Annotated in this window: 17 protein-coding genes; 3 read left to right on the forward strand and 14 right to left on the reverse strand. The window is 62.8% G+C overall.

All coding sequences use genetic code 11. From position 1 onward, the window contains the following. The first annotated feature begins 131 nt into the window (after positions 1–131). Together AACW30_RS29660 and AACW30_RS29665 are read left to right on the forward strand one after the other, a co-directional pair. A complete protein-coding gene (locus AACW30_RS29660) occupies positions 132–1,076 on the forward strand; it encodes a DnaJ C-terminal domain-containing protein (protein WP_200624048.1) in 945 nt (314 codons plus the stop codon). A 119-nt stretch (positions 1,077–1,195) separates the two neighbouring features. Next, entirely contained in the window at positions 1,196–6,358 is a 5,163-nt protein-coding gene (locus AACW30_RS29665) for a dermonecrotic toxin domain-containing protein (RefSeq protein ID WP_200624049.1), read from the forward strand. A 16-nt stretch (positions 6,359–6,374) separates the two neighbouring features. On the opposite strand, the gene ureC is transcribed toward AACW30_RS29665, so the two are convergent. From ureC to urtA, 11 genes are all read right to left on the reverse strand, one after another. Further along, positions 6,375–8,075, reverse strand: a complete 1,701-nt coding sequence (gene ureC / locus AACW30_RS29670) for an urease subunit alpha (RefSeq protein WP_106577666.1) — start codon at positions 8,073–8,075, stop codon at positions 6,375–6,377. Positions 8,076–8,194: 119 nt separating this feature from the next. After that, entirely contained in the window at positions 8,195–8,500 is a 306-nt protein-coding gene (locus AACW30_RS29675) for an urease subunit beta (protein ID WP_106577667.1), read from the reverse strand. Continuing rightward, on the reverse strand, positions 8,497–9,030 hold the full coding sequence (locus tag AACW30_RS29680; RefSeq protein WP_106577668.1) for a GNAT family N-acetyltransferase: 534 nt from the start codon (positions 9,028–9,030) through the stop codon (positions 8,497–8,499). Before AACW30_RS29680 ends, AACW30_RS29675 begins: the two co-directional genes overlap by 4 nt. A 5-nt stretch (positions 9,031–9,035) precedes the next feature. Next, positions 9,036–9,548 (reverse strand): GNAT family N-acetyltransferase, encoded by a 513-nt coding sequence (locus tag AACW30_RS29685; RefSeq protein WP_169368100.1) that lies wholly within the window; start codon positions 9,546–9,548, stop codon positions 9,036–9,038. Between the two features lie 9 nt (positions 9,549–9,557). Further along, positions 9,558–9,860 (reverse strand): urease subunit gamma, encoded by a 303-nt coding sequence (ureA, locus tag AACW30_RS29690; protein WP_003171437.1) that lies wholly within the window; start codon positions 9,858–9,860, stop codon positions 9,558–9,560. A gap of 161 nt (positions 9,861–10,021) precedes the next feature. Next, positions 10,022–10,861: an urease accessory protein UreD gene (locus AACW30_RS29695; protein ID WP_106577670.1), complete on the reverse strand. Its 840-nt coding sequence runs from the start codon at positions 10,859–10,861 to the stop codon at positions 10,022–10,024. A 31-nt stretch (positions 10,862–10,892) separates the two neighbouring features. Continuing rightward, a complete protein-coding gene (urtE, locus tag AACW30_RS29700) occupies positions 10,893–11,591 on the reverse strand; it encodes an urea ABC transporter ATP-binding subunit UrtE (protein WP_106577671.1) in 699 nt (232 codons plus the stop codon). 164 nt (positions 11,592–11,755) lie between these two features. Then, positions 11,756–12,616, reverse strand: a complete 861-nt coding sequence (gene urtD, locus AACW30_RS29705; protein WP_106577672.1) for an urea ABC transporter ATP-binding protein UrtD — start codon at positions 12,614–12,616, stop codon at positions 11,756–11,758. Then, complete coding sequence (urtC, locus tag AACW30_RS29710; protein WP_106577673.1) at positions 12,613–13,692, reverse strand: urea ABC transporter permease subunit UrtC; 1,080 nt, start codon at positions 13,690–13,692, stop codon at positions 12,613–12,615. Before urtC ends, urtD begins: the two co-directional genes overlap by 4 nt. Continuing rightward, on the reverse strand, positions 13,692–15,194 hold the full coding sequence (urtB, locus tag AACW30_RS29715) for an urea ABC transporter permease subunit UrtB (RefSeq protein WP_200624050.1): 1,503 nt from the start codon (positions 15,192–15,194) through the stop codon (positions 13,692–13,694). The genes urtC and urtB overlap by 1 nt, the downstream gene beginning before the upstream one ends. Before the next feature lie 142 nt (positions 15,195–15,336). Beyond that, a complete protein-coding gene (gene urtA, locus AACW30_RS29720) occupies positions 15,337–16,602 on the reverse strand; it encodes an urea ABC transporter substrate-binding protein (RefSeq protein ID WP_106577675.1) in 1,266 nt (421 codons plus the stop codon). A 259-nt stretch (positions 16,603–16,861) separates the two neighbouring features. On the opposite strand from urtA, the gene AACW30_RS29725 reads away from it, so the two are divergent. Further along, entirely contained in the window at positions 16,862–21,436 is a 4,575-nt protein-coding gene (locus tag AACW30_RS29725) for a hypothetical protein (RefSeq protein ID WP_200624051.1), read from the forward strand. 7 nt (positions 21,437–21,443) lie between these two features. Here the strand turns inward: AACW30_RS29725 and AACW30_RS29730 are convergent, their stop codons facing one another. Genes AACW30_RS29730 through AACW30_RS29740 form a run of 3 tightly spaced genes read right to left on the reverse strand, consistent with a single transcriptional unit; the run spans position 21,444 to position 24,183 of the window. Further along, positions 21,444–22,454: a FecCD family ABC transporter permease gene (locus AACW30_RS29730; protein WP_169368104.1), complete on the reverse strand. Its 1,011-nt coding sequence runs from the start codon at positions 22,452–22,454 to the stop codon at positions 21,444–21,446. Then, a complete protein-coding gene (locus tag AACW30_RS29735; RefSeq protein ID WP_169368105.1) occupies positions 22,451–23,398 on the reverse strand; it encodes an ABC transporter substrate-binding protein in 948 nt (315 codons plus the stop codon). Before AACW30_RS29735 ends, AACW30_RS29730 begins: the two co-directional genes overlap by 4 nt. Then, the gene (locus tag AACW30_RS29740; RefSeq protein ID WP_119737830.1) at positions 23,395–24,183 is read right to left on the reverse strand and encodes an ABC transporter ATP-binding protein; all 789 of its coding nucleotides are present in this window, start codon (positions 24,181–24,183) and stop codon (positions 23,395–23,397) included. The genes AACW30_RS29735 and AACW30_RS29740 overlap by 4 nt, the downstream gene beginning before the upstream one ends. Positions 24,184–24,236 lie beyond the last annotated feature (53 nt).

A 24,236-nucleotide genomic window follows, 5' to 3' on the forward strand; every position in this document is an offset into this window, starting at 1 on the left:
CCCACATCTATTGCATACGGCTAGCGCCGATAACACTTTGACGCACCCCCAGGCCACATCACTCAACAGGTGCATGCAGCGCACGTTGTGCCCCGGGCTGTGCGATCTCGATTAAGGATGGTGAACCGCCGATGGATTTCAAAGACTACTACAAGATTCTGGGTGTCGAGCCGAGCGCCGATGACAAGGAAATCAAGGCCGCCTATCGCAAGCTCGCACGCAAATATCACCCGGACGTGAGCAAGGAAAAAGACGCCGAAGAGAAATTCAAGGACGCGTCCGAAGCCTATGAAGCGCTTAAAAGCGCTGATAAGCGCGCGGAATACGACGAACTGCGCAAATATGGCCAACATGGCCAGCCGTTCCAGGGGCCTCCGGGCTGGCAGAGCCGTGGCGACTTTGGCGGCGGCCAGGACGCGGGCGACTTTTCGGACTTCTTCAGTTCGATCTTCGGCTCGCGCGGCGACGCGTTTGGCGGCGGTCAGCGCCGTCAAACCGGGCGCAAGGGCCAGGACGTGGAAATGCAGCTGTCGGTATTCCTTGAAGAGACGCTGTCCACCGAGTCCAAGCAGATCAGCTTCCAGGTGCCGCAATACGACGCCTCGGGTCGTCACGTCAGCAACACCATCAAAAGCCTGAACGTGAAAATCCCCGCCGGCGTGGCCGACGGCGAGCGCATCCGCCTCAAGGGCCAGGGTGCGCCGGGTATTGGCGGTGGCGCCAATGGCGATCTGTACCTGATCATCAAGTTTGCGCCGCACCCACGGTTTGAAGTGGACGGCGAAAACCTGATCATCAACCTGCCCCTGGCGCCATGGGAATTGGCCTTGGGCGCAGAAGTGGCCGTGCCGACCCTCACCGGCAAGATCAACCTCAAGGTGCCGGCCGGCAGCCAGAACGGCCAACGCATGCGCGCCAAAGGTCATGGCCTGCTGAACAAGGCCGGGCAGCGCGGTTACCTGTTCGTGCAGCTCAAGGCCGTGATGCCGAAGACCAGCGACGATGAGGTCAAGGCGTTGTGGCAGGAGCTGGCAAAAAAAGCCGCGTTCGATCCGCGAGAAAACTGGAACAGCTGACGCCAGGACGCTCGCGTCCAGGCACCGAGCACTGCAGGGCAGCACTGCATAGATAGGCCCAGCCAATGGTGGGTGGTGAATAAGCTCCAGCGCTTTATCACCTCCCAAGGGAACCCGCCATGGACCTTCACATCACCCTTCCCCCGGCGCTCGCGCTGCCGGGGGACCAAGGGCAGCATTACGCGTTTCTGTCCTCTGTCATCCCGCCGTATCTGGTGCAGGCGTCTACGCAAAACCGTTCTGGCTTGCGCGGCGTCAAACCCCTTGTAGCGCCCTGGTATGCGCAAGCGACACCGGCGCAAAAAGACACCCTCAAAACCGTGCTGGACGCCACCTGGCAGTCAACCAACGCCTGGGAAAAGCTCCAGGGCAAGGTCCAGACGCTCGTTGCGTTTGCCCGGCCGTTGCTGGAAACCGCGTTGAAACACGCGGGGCATGAACTGGACGTAGAGCAGACCTTTGTGCGCCTCTATAGCCCGGCTCAGGATACGTTCGGCAGAGCGACCGGGGGTTTCGTGCCCAAGACCTTCTCCCTGCTGCAGGCGGCCCTGAACAATTTCGAGGCGCCTGAAACAGCAATCGGTCATTTCAACAGCGCGTCCGGCTTTATCACTCAACCCGATGAGCGCGGCCATTTCGAGCGGCACCCCACGCGCATGACGCTTGAGGCGTTTGCCCGACTGTGTCGCGACCTCGATCTGGGCGGCCAGTACCAGGCCTACCTGCAGTCGCATTTGCGTTCTGATGACGTGGTGTCCCAGGCCGTCTTGCGCCAGCGCTATCTCACCGCCCAAAAAGATGCGTTCAGCGCCGCAGCCCATCTGGCGCTGCTCAAGGGCGACATTGGCGACGGCGATTTCGCCTTGTTGATGCGCGTGGCCAGCGGCGAGAAAAACATCCGGGTCGGCGACAAACAGCTCTGGTATCGCACGCCAACCGTGATGAACCTGCGTTTGCAGGGCTGCGTATTGATCGAGCCGTGCGTCAAATACCGCTACAGCACCTGGTTTATCGCCTGGTTCCCCAACGACCCGCAGCACCCGATCAAACGCTACGAAACGTCTTCGGCGTTTGTGCAGGCCATGACCGACCGATTGACTCAGGGGGCGCCCCGGGCCGACCGTTCGCAGCCATGGTCGCCCACCGACTTCCAACTGTTTTTCAGCCGCTTCGTGGCGCAAAAAGATCGACCTTATTATTTTCATCGGCTGACCGAACTGGTCGTCGACGCGCCGCTGCAGTCGCAGGCTGCCCAGTGGCTGCGCTCCGAGCAAGGGCGCTTCTGGTCGGGTGTGCTGGCGCCTGAGACGCGCTGGGCGAGCTCAAGCCTGGGCGACCCGGCGCACACCTCGCGCGTGCCAGTCAGCGGGCCGAACCTGCATATCAATGGCGTAGCGTTCAAACAGATCTGGGAAGAGGTCGAGCTGTGGGACGAGCTGTATGAAGGCATGCTGGTGCGCCTGTTCGACGATGCTAAAACACAGGCCATCCCGACGGCCGAAGCGGATGCGCGCGACCGCTCCAGGCGCCTGTCGCACTACCTGAACCTGGGGCTGTTGGTGGTCAATGTGGTCTCGATGGCAGTACCGCCGCTGGGTTACGCCATGCTCGCGGTGACGGCCGGGCAGTTGCTGTACGAGACCTTCGAAGGTGTTGTCGACATGGCGCAAGGGGACCGTGAAGCTGGCTGGTCACACCTCAACGATGTCGTGGAAAACCTGGCGATGCTGGCCGCCGGTGGCGTGGCGTTTCACTTCACGGTGTCGCCGTTTATCGAACAGCTTAAAAGCGTGCGGCTGCCCGGCGGGAAAACCCGTTTATGGAAGCCCGACATCCAGCCCTATGTGGCGGACATTGCCTTGGCGCCTGAGTCTGTCGCCTCTGAGGAGGGCGTACATCGACGTGCCAATCAGCATGTGCTGAACCTGGAAGGCAGGACGTTTGTGCTCAAGCGCGAGCCGTATCCCGGTAAAAGTCGCCTCCAGCATCCTGGCCGGCTGGAGGCTTATCAGCCTGAGGTGCGCCATAACGGTGTCGGTGGCTGGGTGCATGAGGCGGAGTATCCGCTGGGCTGGGAGCAGCCGCGCCTGATGCGGCGCCTCGGGCCGTTTCTGGATGGCTTGAGCGACGCCCAGCTTGAGCAGATTCGGCGGGTCAGTGACGTTGACGAAAGCGTGTTGCGCCGCTTGCATGTCGAAAGTGAACCGGTGCCTGCGGTGTTGATCGACACCGCGCGGCAGTTTCGTGCCTACGCCGATGCGGTGAGTGTGAGTGAGCAGATCGACCGTGGGCGTTTATCGAGCCGTTTGGCCAGCTATGCGGCGGCGCTGATGGTGCACCTGCCAGGTTGGCCGCGTGCCTGGGCGATTGAGGGGTTCAGGAGCGAGGGTGGCGACGCGGTGCTTTACGGCGATGGGATTACCCCGGTTCAGAAGGTGATCCGGATCAGCCTTCCGGACCTGATGGCGGGCAAGCTCCCCGAGCGGGTGGCGCGTGCGCTCAGTGATGAGCATGCCCGCGAGCTGCTCGGGCAACACGCGCCCCACGACCCGTTGCAGCGTGCGACGTTGCTGCAGAACCGGCTGGCGCAGCACGCCCGGCAGTATCGATCCACGCTGTTCCAAAGCTTCTATGCCGACCAGCAACCGCCCACCGAAAAAGCTGTGCAGCTGTTGCAGCGCGACTTCAAAGGGGTGCCCGCGATCATGGCCCGCGAGCTGCTGGCGCGGGCGCGGCCCAGTCAGGTGAGCGCGCTTGAAACCCGCGGCAAAATGCCTTTGGCGTTGGCCACGCAGGCGCATCAACTGCAACGCCAGATGCGTTTGGTTCGCGCCTATGCAGGCCTTTACCTGGATGCCCTGGCCAACCCGGACACCGAGGCGCTGGTGCTCAACACCCTGGAAACCCTGCCGGGCTGGCAAGACGACTTGCGCCTGGAGGTACGTGCCGAGGGGTTCAATGGTGCGTTGCGGGCCAGCTATGGGCCCGTCAATGCTTCCCACCGCAAAGTGATCGTGCAGGTAGCGGACGGGCAGTACCAGGCCTTCGACGAGGAGGCCAACGCCTTGCATGGCATCAACAGTTTCTACGACTCGTTGCAGCACGCGCTGACTGACGCGCACCGGACGTCGTTGGGCCTGCCTCATGTTGGGCAAGGGCTGGCGCTGAAAGCGTTGATTCAACGGTATGCGCTGCCCCGTCAGCAATTGCTCAAGGTACTGGGGATGCAGCCCGACAGCCGGCCATTTTTTGTCCCGGCGCGGCGACTGCCGGACGGCCGCCGCGGGTATCCGCTGAGCGGCAGAGGGCAAGGCACCTGGGGGCAGATTATTGAAGAGCGTGTGCGTGCATTGTTCCCGGACATCAGCACCGAAGAACTGACGCAATTGCGCGCAGACAACGACCCCTTCAATGACCAGTGGCTCAAGAGCCTGGAAGGTGAATACAAGACCCTGGATCACACCTTGCAAACCTGGCTGAGCGCGCCTATCGAAGGTGTCGGTGAATTCGGCAGTGCCGCTTACCGGCGGCAACTGCAGGTGCGCAGCAAAATTGTGCGCGCGCTCAAGGACGCCTGGCGTGGCATCGGGCCCCGGCATATCGATCACTTGGGCAACTACCTGGGCCAGCAGATCGACTTGAGTGGCGTGCGCATTCGCCGCCAGCTCGACAGTTTGCCGGCGCTGACGGCCCGCTTTGGTCACGTCAGTGAATTGAACCTGTCCGAAAGCGATTTTGGCGATGATAACCACCGCTTCCTCACGTACTTCACCGGCGTGTCCAGCCTCAATCTGGAGAATTGCCGGTTGACCCGCCTGCCCGCGCCGCTGTCGCGGATGCCGCGCCTGGGGGTATTGAGCCTCTCGGAAAACCACATCGTGCTGGACGCGCACGGCGTGGCGCAGTTACGTGCACTGCGAAGCCTGTGGATGCTCGAACTCGAAGGCAACCCGCTGGGGCTGGCGCCGGATGTCAGCCAAATGCCCAACCTGCAGATGCTGTTGCTGAGCAATACCGGGCTGGACCGTTGGCCCACCGGCCTGTTCGGGCGGGTCAGGCCGCGTGGGTTCTATCTGAACATGACTGCCAATCGGTTGAGCCGTATACCCGATGTGGCACCCGGCTCTGACCGCGCGGCGCTGATTGCCCGCACGGTGGTAGACCGCAACCTGTTGAGCCCCGACGTTCTCGCCAGGCTCAAGCTGTATATCGAATCGATTGGTCTGGACCCCGAACGCCGGTTTCCGCCACGGGGCGCGCAAGACAGTATCCACTGGAAGGGCGAGCTGACGCCGACGCAGTGGGAAGCCAAGCAACCGCTGTGGGATGCACTGGAGGCGTCGCCGGGCGCCGAGGGTTTTTTTGACGAAATCAGAAAGCTCTCCGAGTCGTCCGACGCGGCCTCCCCGGCCTACAAGCATGAATTGGCGGCTAAAGTCTGGCGCATGCTGGAGGCCGCGTACGCCGATGCCTCTCTGCGCGACAAGCTTTTCCAGATGGCCAGTGCGCCCACCACCTGTGTCGATGCCGGTGCGCAACTGTTCAACGCCATGGGGGTTGAAGTGCTCCTGAGCGAAGCTTATTCGGTGCCCAATGAGCAGTTGGTCGGGCTTGAACTGCTGGACCTCGCCAAGGGCAAATCACGCCTGGACGAGCTTGGCCGGATTGCCCATGCCCGCGTAGGCGAATTGCTCAAGAGCGGCCGGCGCTTTGCCCAGTACAACGGCAATGGCGACCCGATTGTTCACCGCGATGCGCAGGGCAGGGTGTTGCGCCCGATTGACGAAGTCGAGATCCACCTGGCGTACGTCACGGGGCTCGCGCAACGCTTGGACCTGCCCTGGCAGTCGCGCAGCATGATGTTCCGCGAGCCGGACGTCACGGCGGCGATGCTGGATGCCGCGTTTGAGCGTGTCACGCGCCTGGAGCAAGGTGACCTGCTCAGGGAAAACCTGCTGGAACAGGACTTCTGGTGCACTTACCTGGAAGGTGCCAACCGTGCGCAGTTCGATGAGTTGAAAGCCAAGGCCGATGCCCTGGACGACTTGCTGGTGGCGCAGCAAGCGTGGGCTGCCGACGGCGGTCTGGCCGCGCCGCACAAACTCGCGCTGCGCAAGACCATCGAAGAAGCCGGACGGCGCCTGGGGTTGCCTGCCAGCGAGCTGAGCCCGGGGCAGGTGATATCGGATGAGGTGTACTTCGCGCAGTTGAGCGCAATGGGCGTGGCGCGCAAAAACCTGCTGCGCCAACTCAGCGACCAGGCCTTGGGCAGAACCCCATGACCTGGTTGCCGAGGCGTCAGAACAGGAAGTAACGCTGCGCCATCGGCAGCACGTCGGCCGGTTCGCACCACAGCAGTACGCCGTCGGCCTTGACCTGGTAGGTCTGTGGGTCCACTTCGATAGCCGGCAGGTAGTCGTTGTGGATCAGGTCGGTTTTCTGCACGTCGCGACACCCCTTGACCACCGCAATCTGCTTTTTCAGGCCCAGGGCTTCGGGCAATCCGGCTGCCTGCGCCGCCTGGCTGATAAAGGTCAGGCTGGTGGCATGCAACGAACTGCCGAAGCTGGCGAACATGGGGCGGTAGTGCACCGGCTGCGGTGTGGGAATCGACGCATTGGCGTCGCCCATCAGGCTTGAGGCAATCGCGCCGCCTTTGAGAATCAGGGTCGGTTTGATACCAAAAAATGCGGGGCGCCACAGCACCAGGTCGGCCCACTTGCCGACTTCGATAGAGCCGACGATATGGCTGATGCCGTGGGTGATCGCCGGGTTGATGGTGTACTTGGCGATGTAGCGCTTGGCGCGGAAGTTGTCGTTGCCTTCGCCGTCACCCGGCAACGGACCGCGCTGTTTTTTCATTTTGTCGGCCGTCTGCCAGGTGCGCGTGATGACTTCACCGACGCGGCCCATGGCCTGGCTGTCCGAGCTGATCATCGAGAACGCGCCGAGGTCGTGCAGGATGTCTTCGGCGGCGATGGTCTCGCGGCGGATGCGGCTTTCGGCGAAGGCCACGTCTTCGGCAATGCTGGGGTCCAGGTGATGGCAGACCATCAACATGTCCAGGTGCTCGTCGATGGTATTTCGAGTGAACGGCCGGGTCGGGTTGGTGGAGCTGGGCAGCACGTTCGGGAAGCCGCAGGCCTTGATGATGTCTGGCGCGTGGCCGCCTCCGGCGCCTTCGGTGTGGTAGGTGTGAATGGTGCGGCCCTTGAGCGCGGCGAGCGTGGTTTCGACGAAGCCCGATTCATTCAGCGTGTCGCTGTGGATGGCGACCTGCACGTCATATTCATCGGCGACGCTCAGGCAGTTATCAATGCTCGCAGGCGTGGTGCCCCAGTCTTCGTGCAGCTTCAAACCGATGGCGCCGGCCTTGACCTGCTCGATCAAGGGCTGCGGCAAACTGGCGTTGCCCTTGCCGGTGAAGCCAATGTTCATCGGGAACGAATCGCTGGCCTGAAGCATGCGCGCCAGGTGCCACGGGCCTGACGTACAGGTGGTGGCGTTGGTGCCGGTGGCCGGGCCGGTGCCGCCGCCAATCATGGTGGTGACGCCGCTGGTCAGCGCTTCTTCGATCTGCTGCGGGCAGATGAAATGCACGTGGGAGTCGATGCCGCCGGCAGTGAGGATCATGCCTTCTCCGGCGATCACTTCGGTGCTGGCGCCGATGGCCATGGTTACGCCCGGCTGGATATCCGGGTTGCCGGCTTTGCCGATCGCGTGAATGCGGCCATTCTTCAGGCCGACGTCGGCCTTGACGATGCCCCAGTGGTCAATGATCAGCGCGTTGGTGATCAGCGTGTCCACGACCTCATGGGCGAGCAACTGGCTTTGGCCTTGGCCGTCGCGGATGACTTTTCCGCCGCCGAACTTCACTTCCTCGCCATACACGGTGAAGTCTTTTTCGACTTCGACGAACAGCTCGGTGTCCGCCAGGCGGACCTTGTCACCGACGGTGGGGCCGTACATGTCGGCGTAGGCTTGGCGGCTGATTTTCATGTGTGTGAACCCTGAAAAATTATGTTGAATGTGAGTCCGCTATCGGGGGCAAGCCCCCTCCCACCTTTGGTTTGTGGACGCGGTCAAAATGTGGGAGGGGGCTTGCCCCCGATGAGGCCCTAAAGGTCGCCCATGATCCGTCCGGCAAATCCGAACACCCGCCGCCCGCCGCTCAAATCGACCAGCTCGACCTCACGGCTCTGCCCCGGCTCGAACCGCACCGCCGTCCCGGCCGGAATATTCAGGCGCATGCCACGGCTCGCCGCGCGGTCAAACGTCAGCGCGTCATTGGTTTCAAAAAAATGGTAATGCGAACCCACCTGGATCGGCCGGTCGCCGCTGTTGGCCACGCTGAGGCTGACGGTACGCCGGCCCACATTCAGTTCGATATCGCCAGGCTGGATCTGATATTCACCAGGAATCATGCAGGTTGCCCCAGGGTCTTGTAGTAGATGGCGGTCGGGCTGTAGCGCCCGTCCGGGCTTTGGCAGTAGTCGGGCAATTCACCGATTTTGGTGTAGCGCAGCGACTGGTAAAAGGCTTCGGCACCGGAGCCGGCTTCGGTGTCCAGGTACAGCAGGCCGCGCTTGTGCTGGCGCGCGGCGAGTTCCAGAGCGCTCATCAATTGCTGGCCCAGGCCATGGCGGCGGGCGCTGCTGTGTACCAACAGTTTTTGCACTTCGGCGCGGTTGAGGCCATTGGCTTTCTGGCACAGCGCCAATTGCACGCTGGCGATCACCTGTTCATCGCGCACCACCACCCACAGCAGCAGGCTGGCGTCTTCGATGCTGGCTTGTACGCCCTTCAGATAGTCGCGGGCCTGGGCTTCATCGAAATCCGCCATGAAGCCTACCGACGCACCATGCTTCACCGCGTCCAGCAACAGCTCGATCAAGCCCAGACGGTAATGGGCAAAACTTTCAGCATTTACTCGACGCAGTTGAGCAGTGTTCATCGATCTCACTCCTTGGGCGGTTCGGCGCCCGGATTCAATGTCAGTTGCATAAAGGTCAGGTCCAGCCAGCGGCCGAACTTGATGCCCACTTGCGGCATGTGCCCGGTGGTGGTGAAACCCAGGCGCTCATGCAGGCGAACAGACGCCTGGTTGCCGCTTTCGATGGCTGCGACCATCACGTGTTTGCCGGCGCTGCGGGCGCGCTCGATCAGCGCTTGCATCAGGCGCGGGCCGAGGCCTTTGCCGCGCTGGTCATTGCGCACATACACCGAGTGCTCGACGCTGTAGCGAAAGCCTTCAAAGGGTCGCCAGTCGCCGAACGAGGCGTAGCCGGTGACTTCATCGTTTTCCACCGCCACCAGGATCGGGTACGCCTGGGCCTGACGCGCCGCGAACCAGGCCTGACGGTTGGCCAGGTCGACGGGTTGTTCGTTCCAGATCGCCGTGGTGTTGAGCACCGCGTCGTTGTAGATGTCTCGAATGGCCGGCAGGTCTTGCTCGGTTGCATCACGAATCATGATCGGCTCTCACGCGATAGGCTGGTGGACGGTGACCAGCTTGGTGCCGTCGGGAAAGGTGGCTTCCACCTGGATATCCGGGATCATTTCCGGGATGCCTTCCATCACTTGCTCGCGGCTGAGCAGGGTGGTGCCGTAGTGCATCAAATCGGCGACGGTGCGGCCATCGCGGGCACCTTCCATCAAGGCAGCGGAAATGTAGGCGATGGTTTCCGGGTAGTTGAGCTTCACGCCTCGTGCCAGGCGGCGTTCGGCGACCAGGCCTGCGGTGAAGATCAGCAGTTTGTCTTTTTCCCGTGGGGTCAAATCCATGGTTCAAGGTCCTTCATAAACAGCATTCTTAAAAACAACAGAGATCCGAGAGTGGGAGCGGGCTTGCCTGCGATGGCATCACCTCGGTACATCAGCTATACCGAGTTGCCTGCATCGCAGGCAAGCCAGCGCCCACAGGGGACAGGTTCCACTTCAGATCGTCATGTGCTCCAAATTCTTGGTGGAACCGCCTCTCGCCCCAGTACGGTCGGACGCAGCAGTTTCCACACATCAATCAACCAGCCCCGCGCCAGCAGCGCTTCACTGGCCAAACAGCGGGCCACCAGCAGCCCGGGCAGTTGGGTCAGGTCGCCGCGCACCGCATGGGGCAAGGCGCGGCAGCTTTCCAATAAGTCAGGCTCGATATCGCCAGTGAGCAGCAGTGTGGCGAACACCGGTTGCCCGTCCAGCCCGATGGGCGAGTCGAGCAACCCGTCGGCGCCTACAATGCGCTGGCGCTCATGCCAGAGCAACTGGCCGTCGCGGCGAATATCCAGGTGCGCTTGAAAGTGGCCCAGGTCAAAACGCTCGCCGCTGGCTGGCCGGCCGAGAGCGACCACGTCCCAGTAGAACAGCCGGGCATCGCCTTGCAGGTCAATGCGGGTGGTGAGTTCGGCCTGGGCGGCGCTGAACACGATGGTTTCCTGGGGCAGCCACTCCAGCGTGGCGCCCGCTTCCACGGTCAATTCAAGCTGTTGAAAGGCCGGGCCGCTGGCGCGGTACCACTTGGCTGCGCCGGGGCTGGTCAATTGCGCCCAGGCACCGGCGCCAACATGGGCGCGGATGTCCAGGCGATCACCGCCGGCAATCCCGCCGGGCGGGTGCACGATGATGTGCTGGCACACCTGAGGACCTTCGGCGTACAGGTGCTTTTGCACGCGCAGCGGGCCGAGGTGGCGGCGCATCACCGGGCGCGTGGTGTCGCCGAAACGCGCGTAGCCGAGGTCCAGCTCGGCATGCCAGCTGGGGGTGAACAGGGCAGGGGAAACGGGCAGGTTCATGGTTGAGTGCTTATCGTCAGGACGCTACAGATTAGATGGTAACCAGCCCGCGTACACCCTCACTTTCCATATTTTCACCGCGGCCTTGCTGGACGATTTCGCCGCGTGACATCACCAGGTATTGGTCCGCCAGCTCGGCAGCGAAGTCATAGAACTGCTCCACCAGCAGGATCGCCATATCGCCGCGTGCGGCGAGCTTCTTGATCACCATGCCGATTTCCTTGATCACCGACGGCTGGATGCCTTCGGTGGGCTCATCGAGGATCAACAGGCGCGGGCGGCTGGCCAGGGCGCGGCCAATCGCCAACTGTTGCTGTTGGCCGCCGGACAAGTCACCGCCGCGCCGGTGTTTCATTTGCAGCAGTACGGGGAACAATTCATAGATAAACGCCGGCACTTGCTTGGCCTCAGAACCCGGAAAGCGCGACAGGCCCATCAACAGGTTCTCTTCCACCGTCAGCCGCGCAAAAATCTCCCGGCCCTGTGGCACGTAGGCAATGCCAGCGTGCACGCGCTGATGCGGCTTGAGCCCGGTAATGGCTTTGCCTTCCCAATTCACCGCGCCTTCTTTGGCCGGCAGCAAACCCATCAGGCACTTGAGCAGGGTGGTTTTGCCCACACCGTTACGGCCGAGCAGGCAGGTGACCTCGCCGATCTTCACGTCAAAAGACAGCCCGCGCAGGATATGGCTACCGCCGTAGTACTGATGCAGCTTGTCGACTTGCAGCATGTTCAAATTCTCCTCAAATCCCTGGTAGGAACCGGATCAACTGTGGGCGCTGGCGTGCCTGCGATGCAGGCAACTCGGTATGCCTGATGGACCGAGTGATGCCATCGCAGGCAAGCCAGCTCCCACATCTGCATCGGTTCCCACGAAGCAGCCCGCATCTTGGGTTAGCGACCGAGGTAAACCTCGATCACTCGCTCATTTTCCTGCACGTGTTCCAGCGACCCTTCGGCCAGCACGCTGCCCTGGTGCAACACCGTCACGTGGTCGGCAATCGAGCCGACAAAGCCCATGTCGTGCTCCACCACCATCAGCGAATGTTTGCCCGCCAGGCGCTTGAACAGTTCGGCGGTGAATTCGGTTTCGGCGTCGGTCATGCCCGCCACGGGTTCGTCCAGCAGCAATAGCTGCGGGTCTTGCACGAGCAGCATGCCGATTTCCAGAAACTGCTTTTGCCCGTGTGACAGCAAGCCCGCCGGGCGCTGCGCCGAGGCGCTCAGGCGCAGGGTGTCGAGCACTTCATCGATGCGGTCTTTTTGCTCGCCGCTCAAGCGTGCGCGCAGGCTGGCCCACACGGATTTGTCGGTTTTCTGCGCCAGCTCCAGGTTTTCGAACACGCTGAGGGCTTCGAACACGGTGGGTTTCTGGAACTTGCGGCCGATGCCGGCCTGGGCGATCTGCACCTCGCTCATGCCTGTCAGGTCGAGGGTTTCGCCGAACCAGGCCTTGCCGTGGCTGGGGCGGGTCTTGCCGGTGATCACGTCCATCAGCGTGGTCTTGCCCGCGCCGTTGGGGCCGATGATGCAGCGCAATTCGCCGACGCCGATGTAGAGGTTCAAGTCGTTGAGCGCCTTGAAACCGTCGAAGCTGACGCTGATGTCTTCCAGGGTCAGGATTGTGCCGTGGCGGGTATTGAGGCCCTTGCCGGCGGCCTGGCCGAGGCCGATCGCATCGCGGCTGCTGCCCGCGTCTTTGTTTGGCTCAAGAATGGGTTCGAGCATAAATTCCGCCGTCGCTGTGACTCTCATTGTTCACCCCGTTTCTTCAACAGGCCGATCACGCCCTTGGGCAAATACAAGGTGACGAGGATGAACAGCGCCCCCAGAAAGAACAGCCAGTATTCCGGGAAGGCCACGGTGAACCAGCTCTTCATGCCGTTCACCACACCGGCGCCGAGCAATGGCCCGATCAGCGTGCCACGCCCGCCCAAGGCCACCCACACGGCGGCTTCGATGGAGTTGGTCGGCGACATTTCGCTGGGGTTGATGATGCCCACTTGCGGCACATACAACGCGCCCGCCAGGCCACACAGCACCGCGCTCAATACCCACACAAACAGCTTGAAGCCACGCGGGTCATAGCCGCAGAACATCAAGCGGTTCTCGGCATCGCGCAGGGCGGTGAGCACGCGGCCGAACTTGCTCTGCGCCAGGCGCCAGCCGGTGTAGAGGCTGGCGACCAGCAACACGACCGTGGCAAAAAACAGCACCGCCCGCGTGCCCGGTTCGGTAATCCCAAAGCCCAGAATGCTGCGGAAATTGGTGAAGCCGTTATTGCCACCAAACCCGGTCTCGTTGCGAAAAAACAGCAGCATCCCGGCGAAGGTCAGGGCCTGGGTCATGATCGAGAAATACACGCCCTTGATCCGCGAGCGGAAGGCGAAGAAGCCAAACACCAGCGCCAGCAACCCCGGCGCCAATACCACCAGGCACATCGCCCAGAGGAAGTGTTCGGTGCCAACCCAATACCAGGGCAGTTCGGTCCACGACAAAAAGGTCATGAACGCCGGCAGCTCATCGCCGGACGCCTGGCGCATCAGGTACATGCCCATCGCATAACCGCCGAGGGCAAAGAACAAACCGTGGCCGAGGGACAGCATGCCCGCATAGCCCCACACCAGGTCCAGGGCCAGGGCAACGATGGCGTAGCAAAGGATCTTGCCCACCAGCGTGAGGGTGTAGGCCGACACGTGCAGCGGGTTTTCCGGCGCCAGCAGCGAACACAAAGGCAACGCCAGCAGCAGGATCAGGATCACCGCGCCGACGGCTATCGTCAGCGTGGGGCCGGCCTTTTGCGTGGCCGTAAGCATCAATGGCTGGTTCATCAGTCGATCACCCGTCCTTTCAGTGCGAAGAGTCCTTGCGGGCGTTTCTGGATAAACAGAATGATCAGCGCGAGGATCAGGATCTTGCCGAGCACGGCGCCGATCTGCGGTTCGAGAATCTTGTTGGCGATGCCCAGCCCGAAGGCGGCCATCACGCTACCGGCCAACTGGCCGACACCGCCGAGCACCACCACCAGGAACGAGTCAATGATGTAGCTCTGGCCCAGGTCCGGACCGACGTTGCCAACCTGGCTCAGGGCCACGCCACCCAGGCCGGCGATGCCGGAGCCCAGGCCAAAGGCGAGCATGTCCACACGCCCGGTGGGCACGCCGCAGCAGGCGGCCATGTTGCGGTTCTGGGTGACGGCACGCACGTTGAGGCCCAGGCGCGTCTTGTTCAGCAACAGCCAGGTCAGCACCACCACGCACAGCGCGAAGGCAATGATCACGATGCGGTTGTACGGCAGCACCAGGTTGGGCAGCACTTGAATGCCACCCGACAGCCACTGCGGGTTGGAGACTTCGACGTTCTGTGCACCGAACACCAGGCGCACCAACTGGATCAGCATCAAACTGATGCCCCAGGTGGCGAGCAGGGTTTCCAGCGGACGGCCGTAGAGGTGACGAATCACGGTGCGTTCCAGGGCCATGCCGATGGCGGCGGTGACAAAAAACGCCACCGGCAACGCGATCAATGGGTAGAACTCGATGGCCGCGGGCACGTAGCGCTGCATCAGCAGTTGCACCACGTAAGTCGAATAAGCGCCGAGCATCAGCATCTCGCCGTGGGCCATGTTGATCACGCCGAGCAGGCCGAAGGTGATCGCCAGGCCCAGGGCCGCAAGCAGCAGAATCGAACCCAGGGACATGCCGCTGAAGGCCTGGCCGAGGATCTCGCCGACCATCAATTTGCGTTTGACCTGCGCCAGGCTGGTCTCGGCGGCGGTATGCACGGCGGCGTCGGTTTCGACCCCCGGCGCGAGCAGGGCTTCGAGGCGCGTGCGCGCCAGCGGGTCGCCGGTGCTGCCGAGCAAGCGCACGGCAGCAAGGCGCACCACGGGGTCGGTATCAACCAATTGCAGGTTGGCCAGGGCCAGGCTGAGGGCGGTGTGCACGTCTTCGTTGGTTTCGGCGGCCACTTGCTGGTCGAGGAATTTGAGCTGCGCAGGCTGCGCGGTTTTTTGCAGGGTTTGCGCGGCGGCCAGGCGCACCTTGGGGTCGGCGGCGAGCAACTGCTGACTGGCCTGCACGTTGTCGATCAAGCCACGCAGGCGGTTGTTCAGGCGCACGGTTTTGGTTTCGCCGTTGAGCGTGATCTGGCCTTGTTGCAGGGCGTCCACCAGCTCGATGCGTGCCGGGTCAGGCTGGGCGGCCCAGTCCTGCAGCAGCTTGGCTTGTTGCATCGGGTTGGCGGCAAGGAAGTCTTCGGCGTCGCCTGCATATACCGCCAAAGGCAGCAGCAACAAGGCCGTGAGGATGAAACGGTGCAGGGCAGTGGGCATAACAAAATGTCCTGATCATGCGCGGACAGTGTGGGAGGGGGCTTGCCCCCGATGGCTGGGTGTCAGGCACTGCATGTGTTGCCTGATGCACCGCAATCGGGGGGCAAGCCCCCTCCCACATTTTTAATCTGCGCTAGGGGCCTTAGTTGCTCTTGACGGCGTAATCCGGCTTCTTGTCATTGCCAGGGATGTACGGGCTCCATGGCTGCGCACGAATCGGCTCCTGGGTCTGCCACACCACCGAGAACTGCCCGTCAGACTGGATCTCGCCGATCATCACCGGCTTGTGCAGATGGTGGTTGGTTTTATCCATGGTCAGGGTGAAGCCCGACGGCGCGGCAAAGGTCTGCCCGGCCATGGCTTCGCGCACTTTGTCGACGTCGGTGGACTTGGCTTTCTCCACCGCCTGCGCCCACATATGGATACCGACGTACGTGGCCTCCATCGGGTCGTTGGTCACCGCTTTATCCGCGCCCGGCAGGTTGTGGGCCTTGGCGTAAGCCTTCCAGTCGGCGACGAATTTCTTGTTCACCGGGTTCTCCACCGACTGGAAGTAGTTCCAGGCGGCGAGGTTGCCCACCAGCGGCTTGGTGTCGATGCCGCGCAGTTCTTCTTCACCCACGGAGAAGGCCACCACCGGTACGTCGGTGGCTTTCAGGCCCTGGTTGGCCAGCTCTTTGTAGAACGGCACGTTGGAATCGCCATTGACGGTGGAGATCACCGCGGTCTTGCCACCGGCCGAGAACTTCTTGATGTTGGCCACGATGGTCTGGTAATCGGCGTGGCCGAACGGGGTGTAGACCTCTTCGATATCTTTGTCGGCTACGCCTTTGGAGTGCAGGAACGAGCGCAGGATTTTGTTGGTGGTGCGCGGGTACACGTAGTCGGTGCCGAGCAGGAAGAAGCGCTTGGCGCCGCCGCCTTCTTCGCTCATCAGGTATTCCACCGCCGGGATCGCCTGTTGGTTGGGCGCCGCACCGGTATAGAACACGTTCGGCGACATCTCTTCGCCTTCGTATTGCACGGGGTAGAACAGCAAACCGTTGAGTTCTTCGAACACCGGCAGCACGGATTTGCGCGACACCGAGGTCCAGCAGCCGAACACCACGGCGACTTTGTCCTGGGTCAGCAGCTGACGGCCTTTTTCGGCGAACAACGGCCAGTTCGATGCAGGGTCGACCACCACCGGCTCGAGCATCTTGCCGTTCACGCCGCCTTTGGCGTTGATCTCGTCAATGGTCATCAACGCCATGTCTTTGAGCGAGGTCTCGGAGATTGCCATGGTCCCGGACAGCGAGTGCAGGATGCCGACCTTGATGGTCTCGGCGGCCTGCACGGTCCAGGTCAGACCCATGGCGGCAATGGAGGCGGACAGGGTGAAAGCCTTGATCAAACTGCGACGCTTCATGGTGCGATCTCCAGAAACTCAAGTTGTTATGAGGGCATTGCACAGGCTTTTGCAAAGGCTGTGCCGAGGTGCACGCGGGCGCTTGTTTGCGCAGCAGACGGACGCTGCCGGGCCGGGCGCGCGCACCAGATCGGCGCGCTGGCGGGGTGGGCGTGCACGGGGTGCGCTGAAGTGGTGCCGGGGTCGACAACTATCTAGCGCCGCCTGGAATCGCGTTGATGGAACAGTGACCGCTCCTCACTTTCCAAGGACTGAACTTATGCCACGTACCCCAAGAGTCGCTGCGCCACAGCCGACCCTGCCGGTCTTGAGCCCGCCGTTTATCAGCGCCGACGATGCCGCGCGTTGGGCCTATGGGCAGGGCGACTACGCAGCGGCCAACAAGGAATTGGGTGGCGCGATCCTCAAGCAGGGCCACTACTGGTTTGCCACAACGCCTGTGGCCGACCAGCACGTCACCTTCGATCATCGGATCGTGCTGGCCACCGACGCCGAGGATAATTTCATCGCCCCCGAGGGCTATACCTGCGAGGCGCTCTATCACTCGCACCCGCCGGACATGGCGCAGGTGAAGCGGCACAACCCCGGCATGAGCGATGAGCAGGCCTCGGTGTTCATCAGTTTTTTCTCGCCTGCCGACCTGCGTTTTATCATCGAACACCGGTGTTCAGTGGTGGCGCACTATGTGTTCGGCCCCGAAGGCTCATTGCTCAAATACGTGAGCAGTGGCTCGGCGGCCGAGGTGCTATTGAGAAAGCGCATTGCCGGTGAGGAGCCATTCGCGCCCTCTGCAGACTTCGAGTCGTTGATCTGGCAGGCCGCGCAAGCCGGCGATCTGCGCGCGGTGGTGGCCAACGCGCATTGGGGCGGCGTGCGCGGGCGGGTCAAGCACGGCTGGCGGATCAACGCCGCCGTCACGCAGGTGACAGAGGAACAGCCGTTCTGCACGCCGGTCTTTGAGCGCGCAGACCTGGCGCTGATGGCCGCGCGCGCGTTGTTCCCTGAAGGCTCAGCTCAGGGCTTTGTGCTTAAGCACACGCGCGGCGAAGCGTATGTGGCCACTTACCCCGAGGCCCTTGGCACGCCGTTGTTCTCTCCCGCAGAACGGTTTCCGTTGCGCGCCGATGGCCAGTTACGCCTGCCCTCAAACTTTCGACTGGAGGCCATCTACTACCGCGCCACGCCCTTGGCCGCGGACATTCCCGCACGTGAACCCTGGCTGTATTCCACCTTCTTTACCCCCGCCGAAGTGGCTGCCGCCATCACCCAGTCGCGCGCGACCCTGGCGCTGCAGGACAAGGCGCGTGGGCTCCAGCTGTATCTGCAGGCATCGGATGGCGCGCTGCTCAAACTGCAAGTGCCCGGCGCCGAGACCGACCTGGCCGGCGCTGATGTTGACGACAACGGCGCCCAGGCCGCGCTGCTGGCCGGCACGCTGAGCCCGCGTGGCTATGTGCGCCGTGTGATTGCCTCAACGACGGTGTCGGTAGTGGCGGCGGGGTTGCTTTGGCGAACGGTCGGCCCGGTGGACAATCGCTCGGCAGTGCTGGACGGTGTTTCGCGGGCGGTGATAAGCCGCGCCTTTATTTCGGCTCACGATGCAGCGGTGTATGCGCACGAGCAGATAGGGCGGCGCCGCGAGCGTGCCTACGGCGGCTACGTGCTCAAAGACGCTAAAGGACATTTCTTTATCACCGCGCCTGAGGCAAGTGATGCCAACCCGTTCGCCCAGTTGCTGTTTTTTCCTGCGGATGGGCAAGGCCCGTTGATTCCGCCTGAGCCGTATCAGGTATTTGCGCGTTACGGCTCGCACCCTGCGCTGTCGATGGTCGACCCCGAGTGGGTGGCGCAACGACGCTGGAGCCGTGAAGACGCGCTGATCAACCTGCAGGTTTTTTCCGCCGATGAAATCCACGCTGTGATCAGTCACAGGCAGCCGGCCTATCTGTCGGCCGCCGAGGATTGTTTACTGGCGTACACGCCGAGTTTTTCCAGTGCTGAGCAACGGCTGCTGAGCCAAACTGCGCCGCAACCGGGTGGCAGTGCCGCTCAGCAACGGCTGGACAGCGGGCAGGTCAAGCCTGCGCAATGGGTCATCGTGCTGGCCGAAGCCGGTGATTTGCGGGTGATCCTGGGCAATGCCTTGTGGGGCCCGCGCTCGCCGGTCTATGACGACTGGACTGCGTATTTTGACTATGCGCCAAGAGTCGGCGCGCCGGACTACGCGACCTATGGCGCGCTGTTTGCCAGCGCAGACGCGGCCGCTCGCAACCTTCACGCACGGGTTCATGGGCGCAACCTTGCCGAGCAGGCGTATTTCGGTTTTATTCTCAAGCACAAGGACACCGAGCAATACCTGGCGAGCGAGGTCGCAGGCGCGGGCGACCAGAATGCCCTGTTCAAGCTCAACCGTGTGTTTGCCCCGATTGCGGGCGGCGATTTCCGTTTTCCTGACGGGTTCGTTCTGTGTGGATTGTTTCGTTCGCAGCAGTGGCAACCGGCGGACCTGCCTGCCCCAACCGCCTGGCTGACCCGCTACTTCGTGATGCCCAAGGTGCTGTACGTCGCCCTCTACGACACCAAGCGCGCGGGCGAAAAATACAACCATGGCAAAAACCTGCCGGTGTACTTCTCGACCGAGGAGGGCGCCTTGCTGCGGTACGTGTCGCTGCCCTTCAACGTGGGAAGTGGCGGCCCGGTGGACAGGGTCCTTGAGGAAGACGAACGCTTGTTGATTTCGGGCCAGAAGACGGCGCAAGCCTTTGTCCGCGACTGGGCCGACCGAGGTGAACTCAAGGTGATCCACACCAGCCAGTGCTGGGACACCCCGGGCGTGGTATCGCGTACCTGGGCCGGCTACGAGCACCTGGCTCGACGCCGGTTGAGCCCGGCCTTCGCCAGCGCGGATGATGCGGCGCGTTATGCCGCCGACATTATCGGCGAGGGACGCCGCCGCGCCTATGGCGGGGTGCTGCTGCGGCAGGCGGATGGCCTGTACGTGGCGACGGACCCATTGGCCTTGCCGCCCCAGGGTTTTGCGCTGAACTGGGTGTACCCCGATGTGGCCGTCACTGGCGGGCTTTATCCCCATGGCAGCACTGTCGTTGCGCGCTACCGCTCGGTGCTTGGCGAGGAGACGCAAATGCTGTTGGCCGCCGAGCAAAAGGCTATCTACCAGAGCATGCTGCCCACCGCCGTGCTGTCGAACCTGTTGCACCGTGACCCGCGCATACAGCGCGAATACCTGTTCGGGCCCCACGGCACGATCCTGCGTTACCAGTTGACCGGCTCGGTGGAGGAAGCGGCGCTGAAAGCGCGTCTGGTGCCCCTGAACCCACTGAACGGCAACCAAGTAGACACCGAGGTTGAACGCCAACTGCGGGCCGGTACCCTGCTGCCGGGTGACTTCGTCGGCCAGGTCGCCAAGGCCGGCGACCTGCGCGTTATCAAGGGCAATGCGTTGTGGGGGTTTGCCCGGCGCGTGAGCGCGCCCTTCGTGGCGAATCTGGCGACCCTGCCGGCCCTGGAGATCAAGCAGGTATTCGCCGATGCGCCGTGCAGCCCGATCTTTGCCCGCGCCGACGACGCCGTACGTTATGCACAACGATTGGCATCGCCCCGGCCAGAGGTACAGTTCGGTTACGTGCTCAAGGCCGTCAATAAAAATGCCTACATGACCACTCTGCCGCTGGTGCGCGGGGATTGCACGCGGCTCGCACAGGTTTTTGCCGACGGGTTGCTGCCCCAGGGCTATGGCTTGGATGGCCTGTATTTATGCGCCTCTACCGCTGCGATTGCGCCGCCCAGCGATGCCATGGCCACCAGCTTCTTCACTCCCCAGGCGTTGGCCGGTGGCGTCGGCTTCGTCAGCAATTTGTCCAAAAGCCGAGGCTTGCCGCTTTACCTGCTGTGTGCCGACGGGGCGCTGCTCAGCTATGTGGTCAACAAGAACGGCCGGCAATTGGCCTACGCGATGCTCAGCCAAGCGGGCGCCATCGCCCGGCGCATGCTTGAGGGCAGCTCGACCGTCGCAAGCTTTGTCAGAGAACTGGCGGCCAAGGGCGCGCTGGAGGTGCGGGTGCGCAGCACCGTGTGGGGCAAGGAGCAGGCCGTGACGGCGCAGTGGCAGCCCAACGCCGAACCCTGGCCGTTCGAACACAACCCGCACGTGCTGTCATTTTGTGGGCCGTTGTTCAGTCATGCCGATGATGCGGCGCGCTGGGCTCGTAAACAGGTGGGCCCGTTCAAGGGCGTCGAATACCTCGGCGCGGTGCTGACCTGTCCCGGGATTACGGGGTTTGTGTCACTTGACCCGATAGAGGACCGCCACGCCTGGCTGCAGGACACGATTGTGAAACTGTTCCGGTTCGAGCGCGCCGGGCTTGAGGTCACGGTCGCCCACCCGCTGTTCGGCTACGCGGTCAACGCCGTCCAGGCCTTCTACAAAGGCATGGCTGCCGTGCCGAACCTGCAGGCGCAGGAATGGAAGCTGCTGAACAATTTTGTCTCCGGCACCGAGCTGAGGTCGTACTTGGACATCGTCAAGATCAACCACCCCGTCGCCGAGAGTGTCTACCTGACGTGCCGAGGCGGCGCGCTGCTCAAGTATGTGCCCGGTTTTACGGCGGCCGAGACGCAATTGCTGAGTGCCGGTGCGTCGGTTTTGCCCAGCGCGTTGGTCAGCGGTTTGTGGGCGGCCGGCCAGCTTGCGGTGCTGGAAACCGACGCCTTCTGGACCCGCGCAGGGGTGTTGGGCACGGCGTGGCAAGCCAACCTGCAGGCCGAACCTGATCCGCTGGACGTCCAGTACGGTCGGGACAAGGACGAACTCTGAGGTGTTATCAGCGCTTGCGCATCAGCCCGATAAAAAACAGCCCGCCAATCGCCGCCGTGGCCACGCCGATCGGCAAGTCCTCGGGGGCGATCAGCGTGCGTGCGGCCACGTCGACCCACACCAGGAACACGCTGCCCAGCAGCACGCACACCGGCAATAAACGCCGATGCTCGGCGCCGACCAGGCGCCGGGCAATGTGCGGCACCATCAGCCCCACAAAACCGATGGAGCCGCTGATCGACACCAGCACTGCGGTCATCAACGAGGCGACCAGGAACACCTTCAACCGCACGGTGCGTGCGTTGAGGCCGAGGGTCACGGCGGTCTGTTCGCCGGCCATCAAGGCATTGAGCGGGCGCGCCATGCTCAGCAGCAACAGCAGGCCCAGCAGCACCGTGATACACGGAATCGTCAGCAGCTCCCAACGTGCGAGACCGAGCCCGCCAAGCATCCAGAACATCACCGCCGACGCGGCGCGGTGGTCGCCCATGAACAGCAACAGGTTGGCTGCCGCCATCATGACAAACGACACGGCCACGCCGCACAGCAGCAGGCGATCGCTCTCCAGTCGCCCGTTGCGGCTCGCCACCGCCAGCACCACCAGCATGCTCAGCAGCGCGCCGATAAAGGCGGCGATGGGCAGCGTGAGCAGGCCGATGATTTCCCCCACATGCAGCACCACGATCACCGCGCCGAGGGTGGCGCCGGAGGTCACGCCCAGCAGGTGCGGGTCGGCCAGCGGGTTGCGCGTCACCGCTTGCAACACCGCACCGATCAGCGCCAGCCCGGCGCCCACCAGTGCACCGAGCAGCATGCGCGGCACGCGGATCAGCCAGACGATGTGTTCCTGCCCGGTGCTCCAATTCACTTCACCGAGGCCGAACGCCTTGTTCAGCAAAATCTGCCACACCACGTCCACCGGCACCCGCGCCGAGCCGAACCCCAGCGAAATCACGCAGGAGACCAACAGCAACGCACCCAGGGCGCTTAAGAGCAGGACGTAGCGCCGCGTGATCATTCGCCGTGGAACCCCTTGGCCAGGGTTTCCACCGCCAGCACGTTATCGATGCCCGGTGTGGCCTGCACGTAGGGGATGACGATAAAGCGCTGATTACGGATGGCGTCCACCGATTGCAGGGCCGGGTTGTTGAGCAGAAAGTGCGCCTTTTGCTCGGCTGTGACTTCGCTGTAATCGACGATCACGATCACCTGCGGGTTGCGTTCCACCACCGTTTCCCAGTTGACGCGGGTCCAGCTGGCGTCGATGTCATCGAGAATATTGCGCCCACCGGCGGCCTCGATCAGCGCCTGCGGCATGCCCAGGCGGCCGGAGGTCATGGCGCGGTCTTCGCCGCTGTCGTAGAGGAACACGCGAGGCTTCTCGGCGGGCAGGTCTCTTTGCACCTCGGCAACGTGCGCCTGCATCTGCGCGATCAAGGCGTTGGCGCGGTCCTGCACGTCGAAGATCCTGCCCAGGTTGCGCAGGTCGTTATAGGTGTCTTCCAGCGTGGCGGCGGGGCGCTTCATCACAAAGGCGCACGACTCGGTCAGCTCATACACGTTGATGCCCAAAGGTTGCAGGGTTTGCGGCGTGAGGTCGCCGCCCACGCGCATGCCGTAGTCCCAGCCGGCGAAGAAGAAATCGACGTTGGCATTGAGCAGCGTTTCCACCGACGGGTACTTGCTCGCCAGCTCCGGCAGGCCGTCGAGGCTGCTGGCCATTTGCGGAGTGACCGACTTCCAGCCGGTCACTCCGCTGTAGCCGGCCATCTGCGGCTTGAGGCCGAGCGCGAGCATCATCTGGGTCATGTTGATGTCGTGGCTGACCGCATGTTTGGGCGCTTGCTGAAAGGTCACGTCGCGGTTGCAGCTTTTGACGGTCACCGGGTAATGGGTCGCTTGGGCGAACGCTTGGGCAGTGCCGAACATCAGGGCGAGAGACAACAGGGCGCGCAGGGTCATGGTTGGGTTATCCAGGTGATTCGGGGGTAGCCGGACAAGGGGTGAGTGTCGATCAGTGCGTCAACGCCAAACACGTCACGCAGCAACTCGGCGGTCAGCACGTGGTGAGGTGTGCCGCTGGCGACGATGCGCCCGTGGTTGATCACGTACAGGCGGTCACAGAAGGCGGCGGCCAGGTTCAGGTCGTGGATGCTCGCCAGGGTGCCGATGTTCAGGCGTTTGATCAGCCGCAGTAGCTCAAGCTGATAGCGCGGGTCGAGGTGATTGGTCGGTTCGTCGAGGATCAGCAATTGCGGTTGCTGGGCCAACGCGCGGGCGAGGATGACGCGCTGCTTTTCACCGCCCGAGAGGGTGGCGAACGCATGGTCTTCAAAGCCCTGCATGCCGACTGATGCCAGCGCTGCTTGAATCAATTGTCGGTCGTGAAGCGTGTCGCCATCGAACAAGCCTTTATGAGGCGTGCGGCCCATGGCGACCACTTCATCCACGCGCACACCGAAGGCGTCGGGAAACTCCTGCAGCACCACGGCGATGCGTTGTGCGCACCACTTGGCGCTGTGCTTCCAGACGTTTTGGTGTTCGAGCAGTACGTCGCCGTGTTCCGGTTTGGTGAAGCGATAGGCGCAGCGCAACAGGCTGGTTTTACCGCTGCCATTGGGACCGATCAGCCCGACAAACTCCCCCGCACCGACCTGCAGGCTGGCGTCACGCAGTTGGAACTGGTGATTGCAGTGGTCGTGGCCCGGTGGGGTCCAGGTCAGGTCGGTGAGTGAGAGTGAGGCCATTCATGTTCTCAAGGTCAGCGCAGATCAAACGACGTGGGAGCGGGCTTGCTCGT

The organism is Pseudomonas sp. MF6747, from assembly GCF_963890955.1.
Lineage (GTDB): Bacteria > Pseudomonadota > Gammaproteobacteria > Pseudomonadales > Pseudomonadaceae > Aquipseudomonas.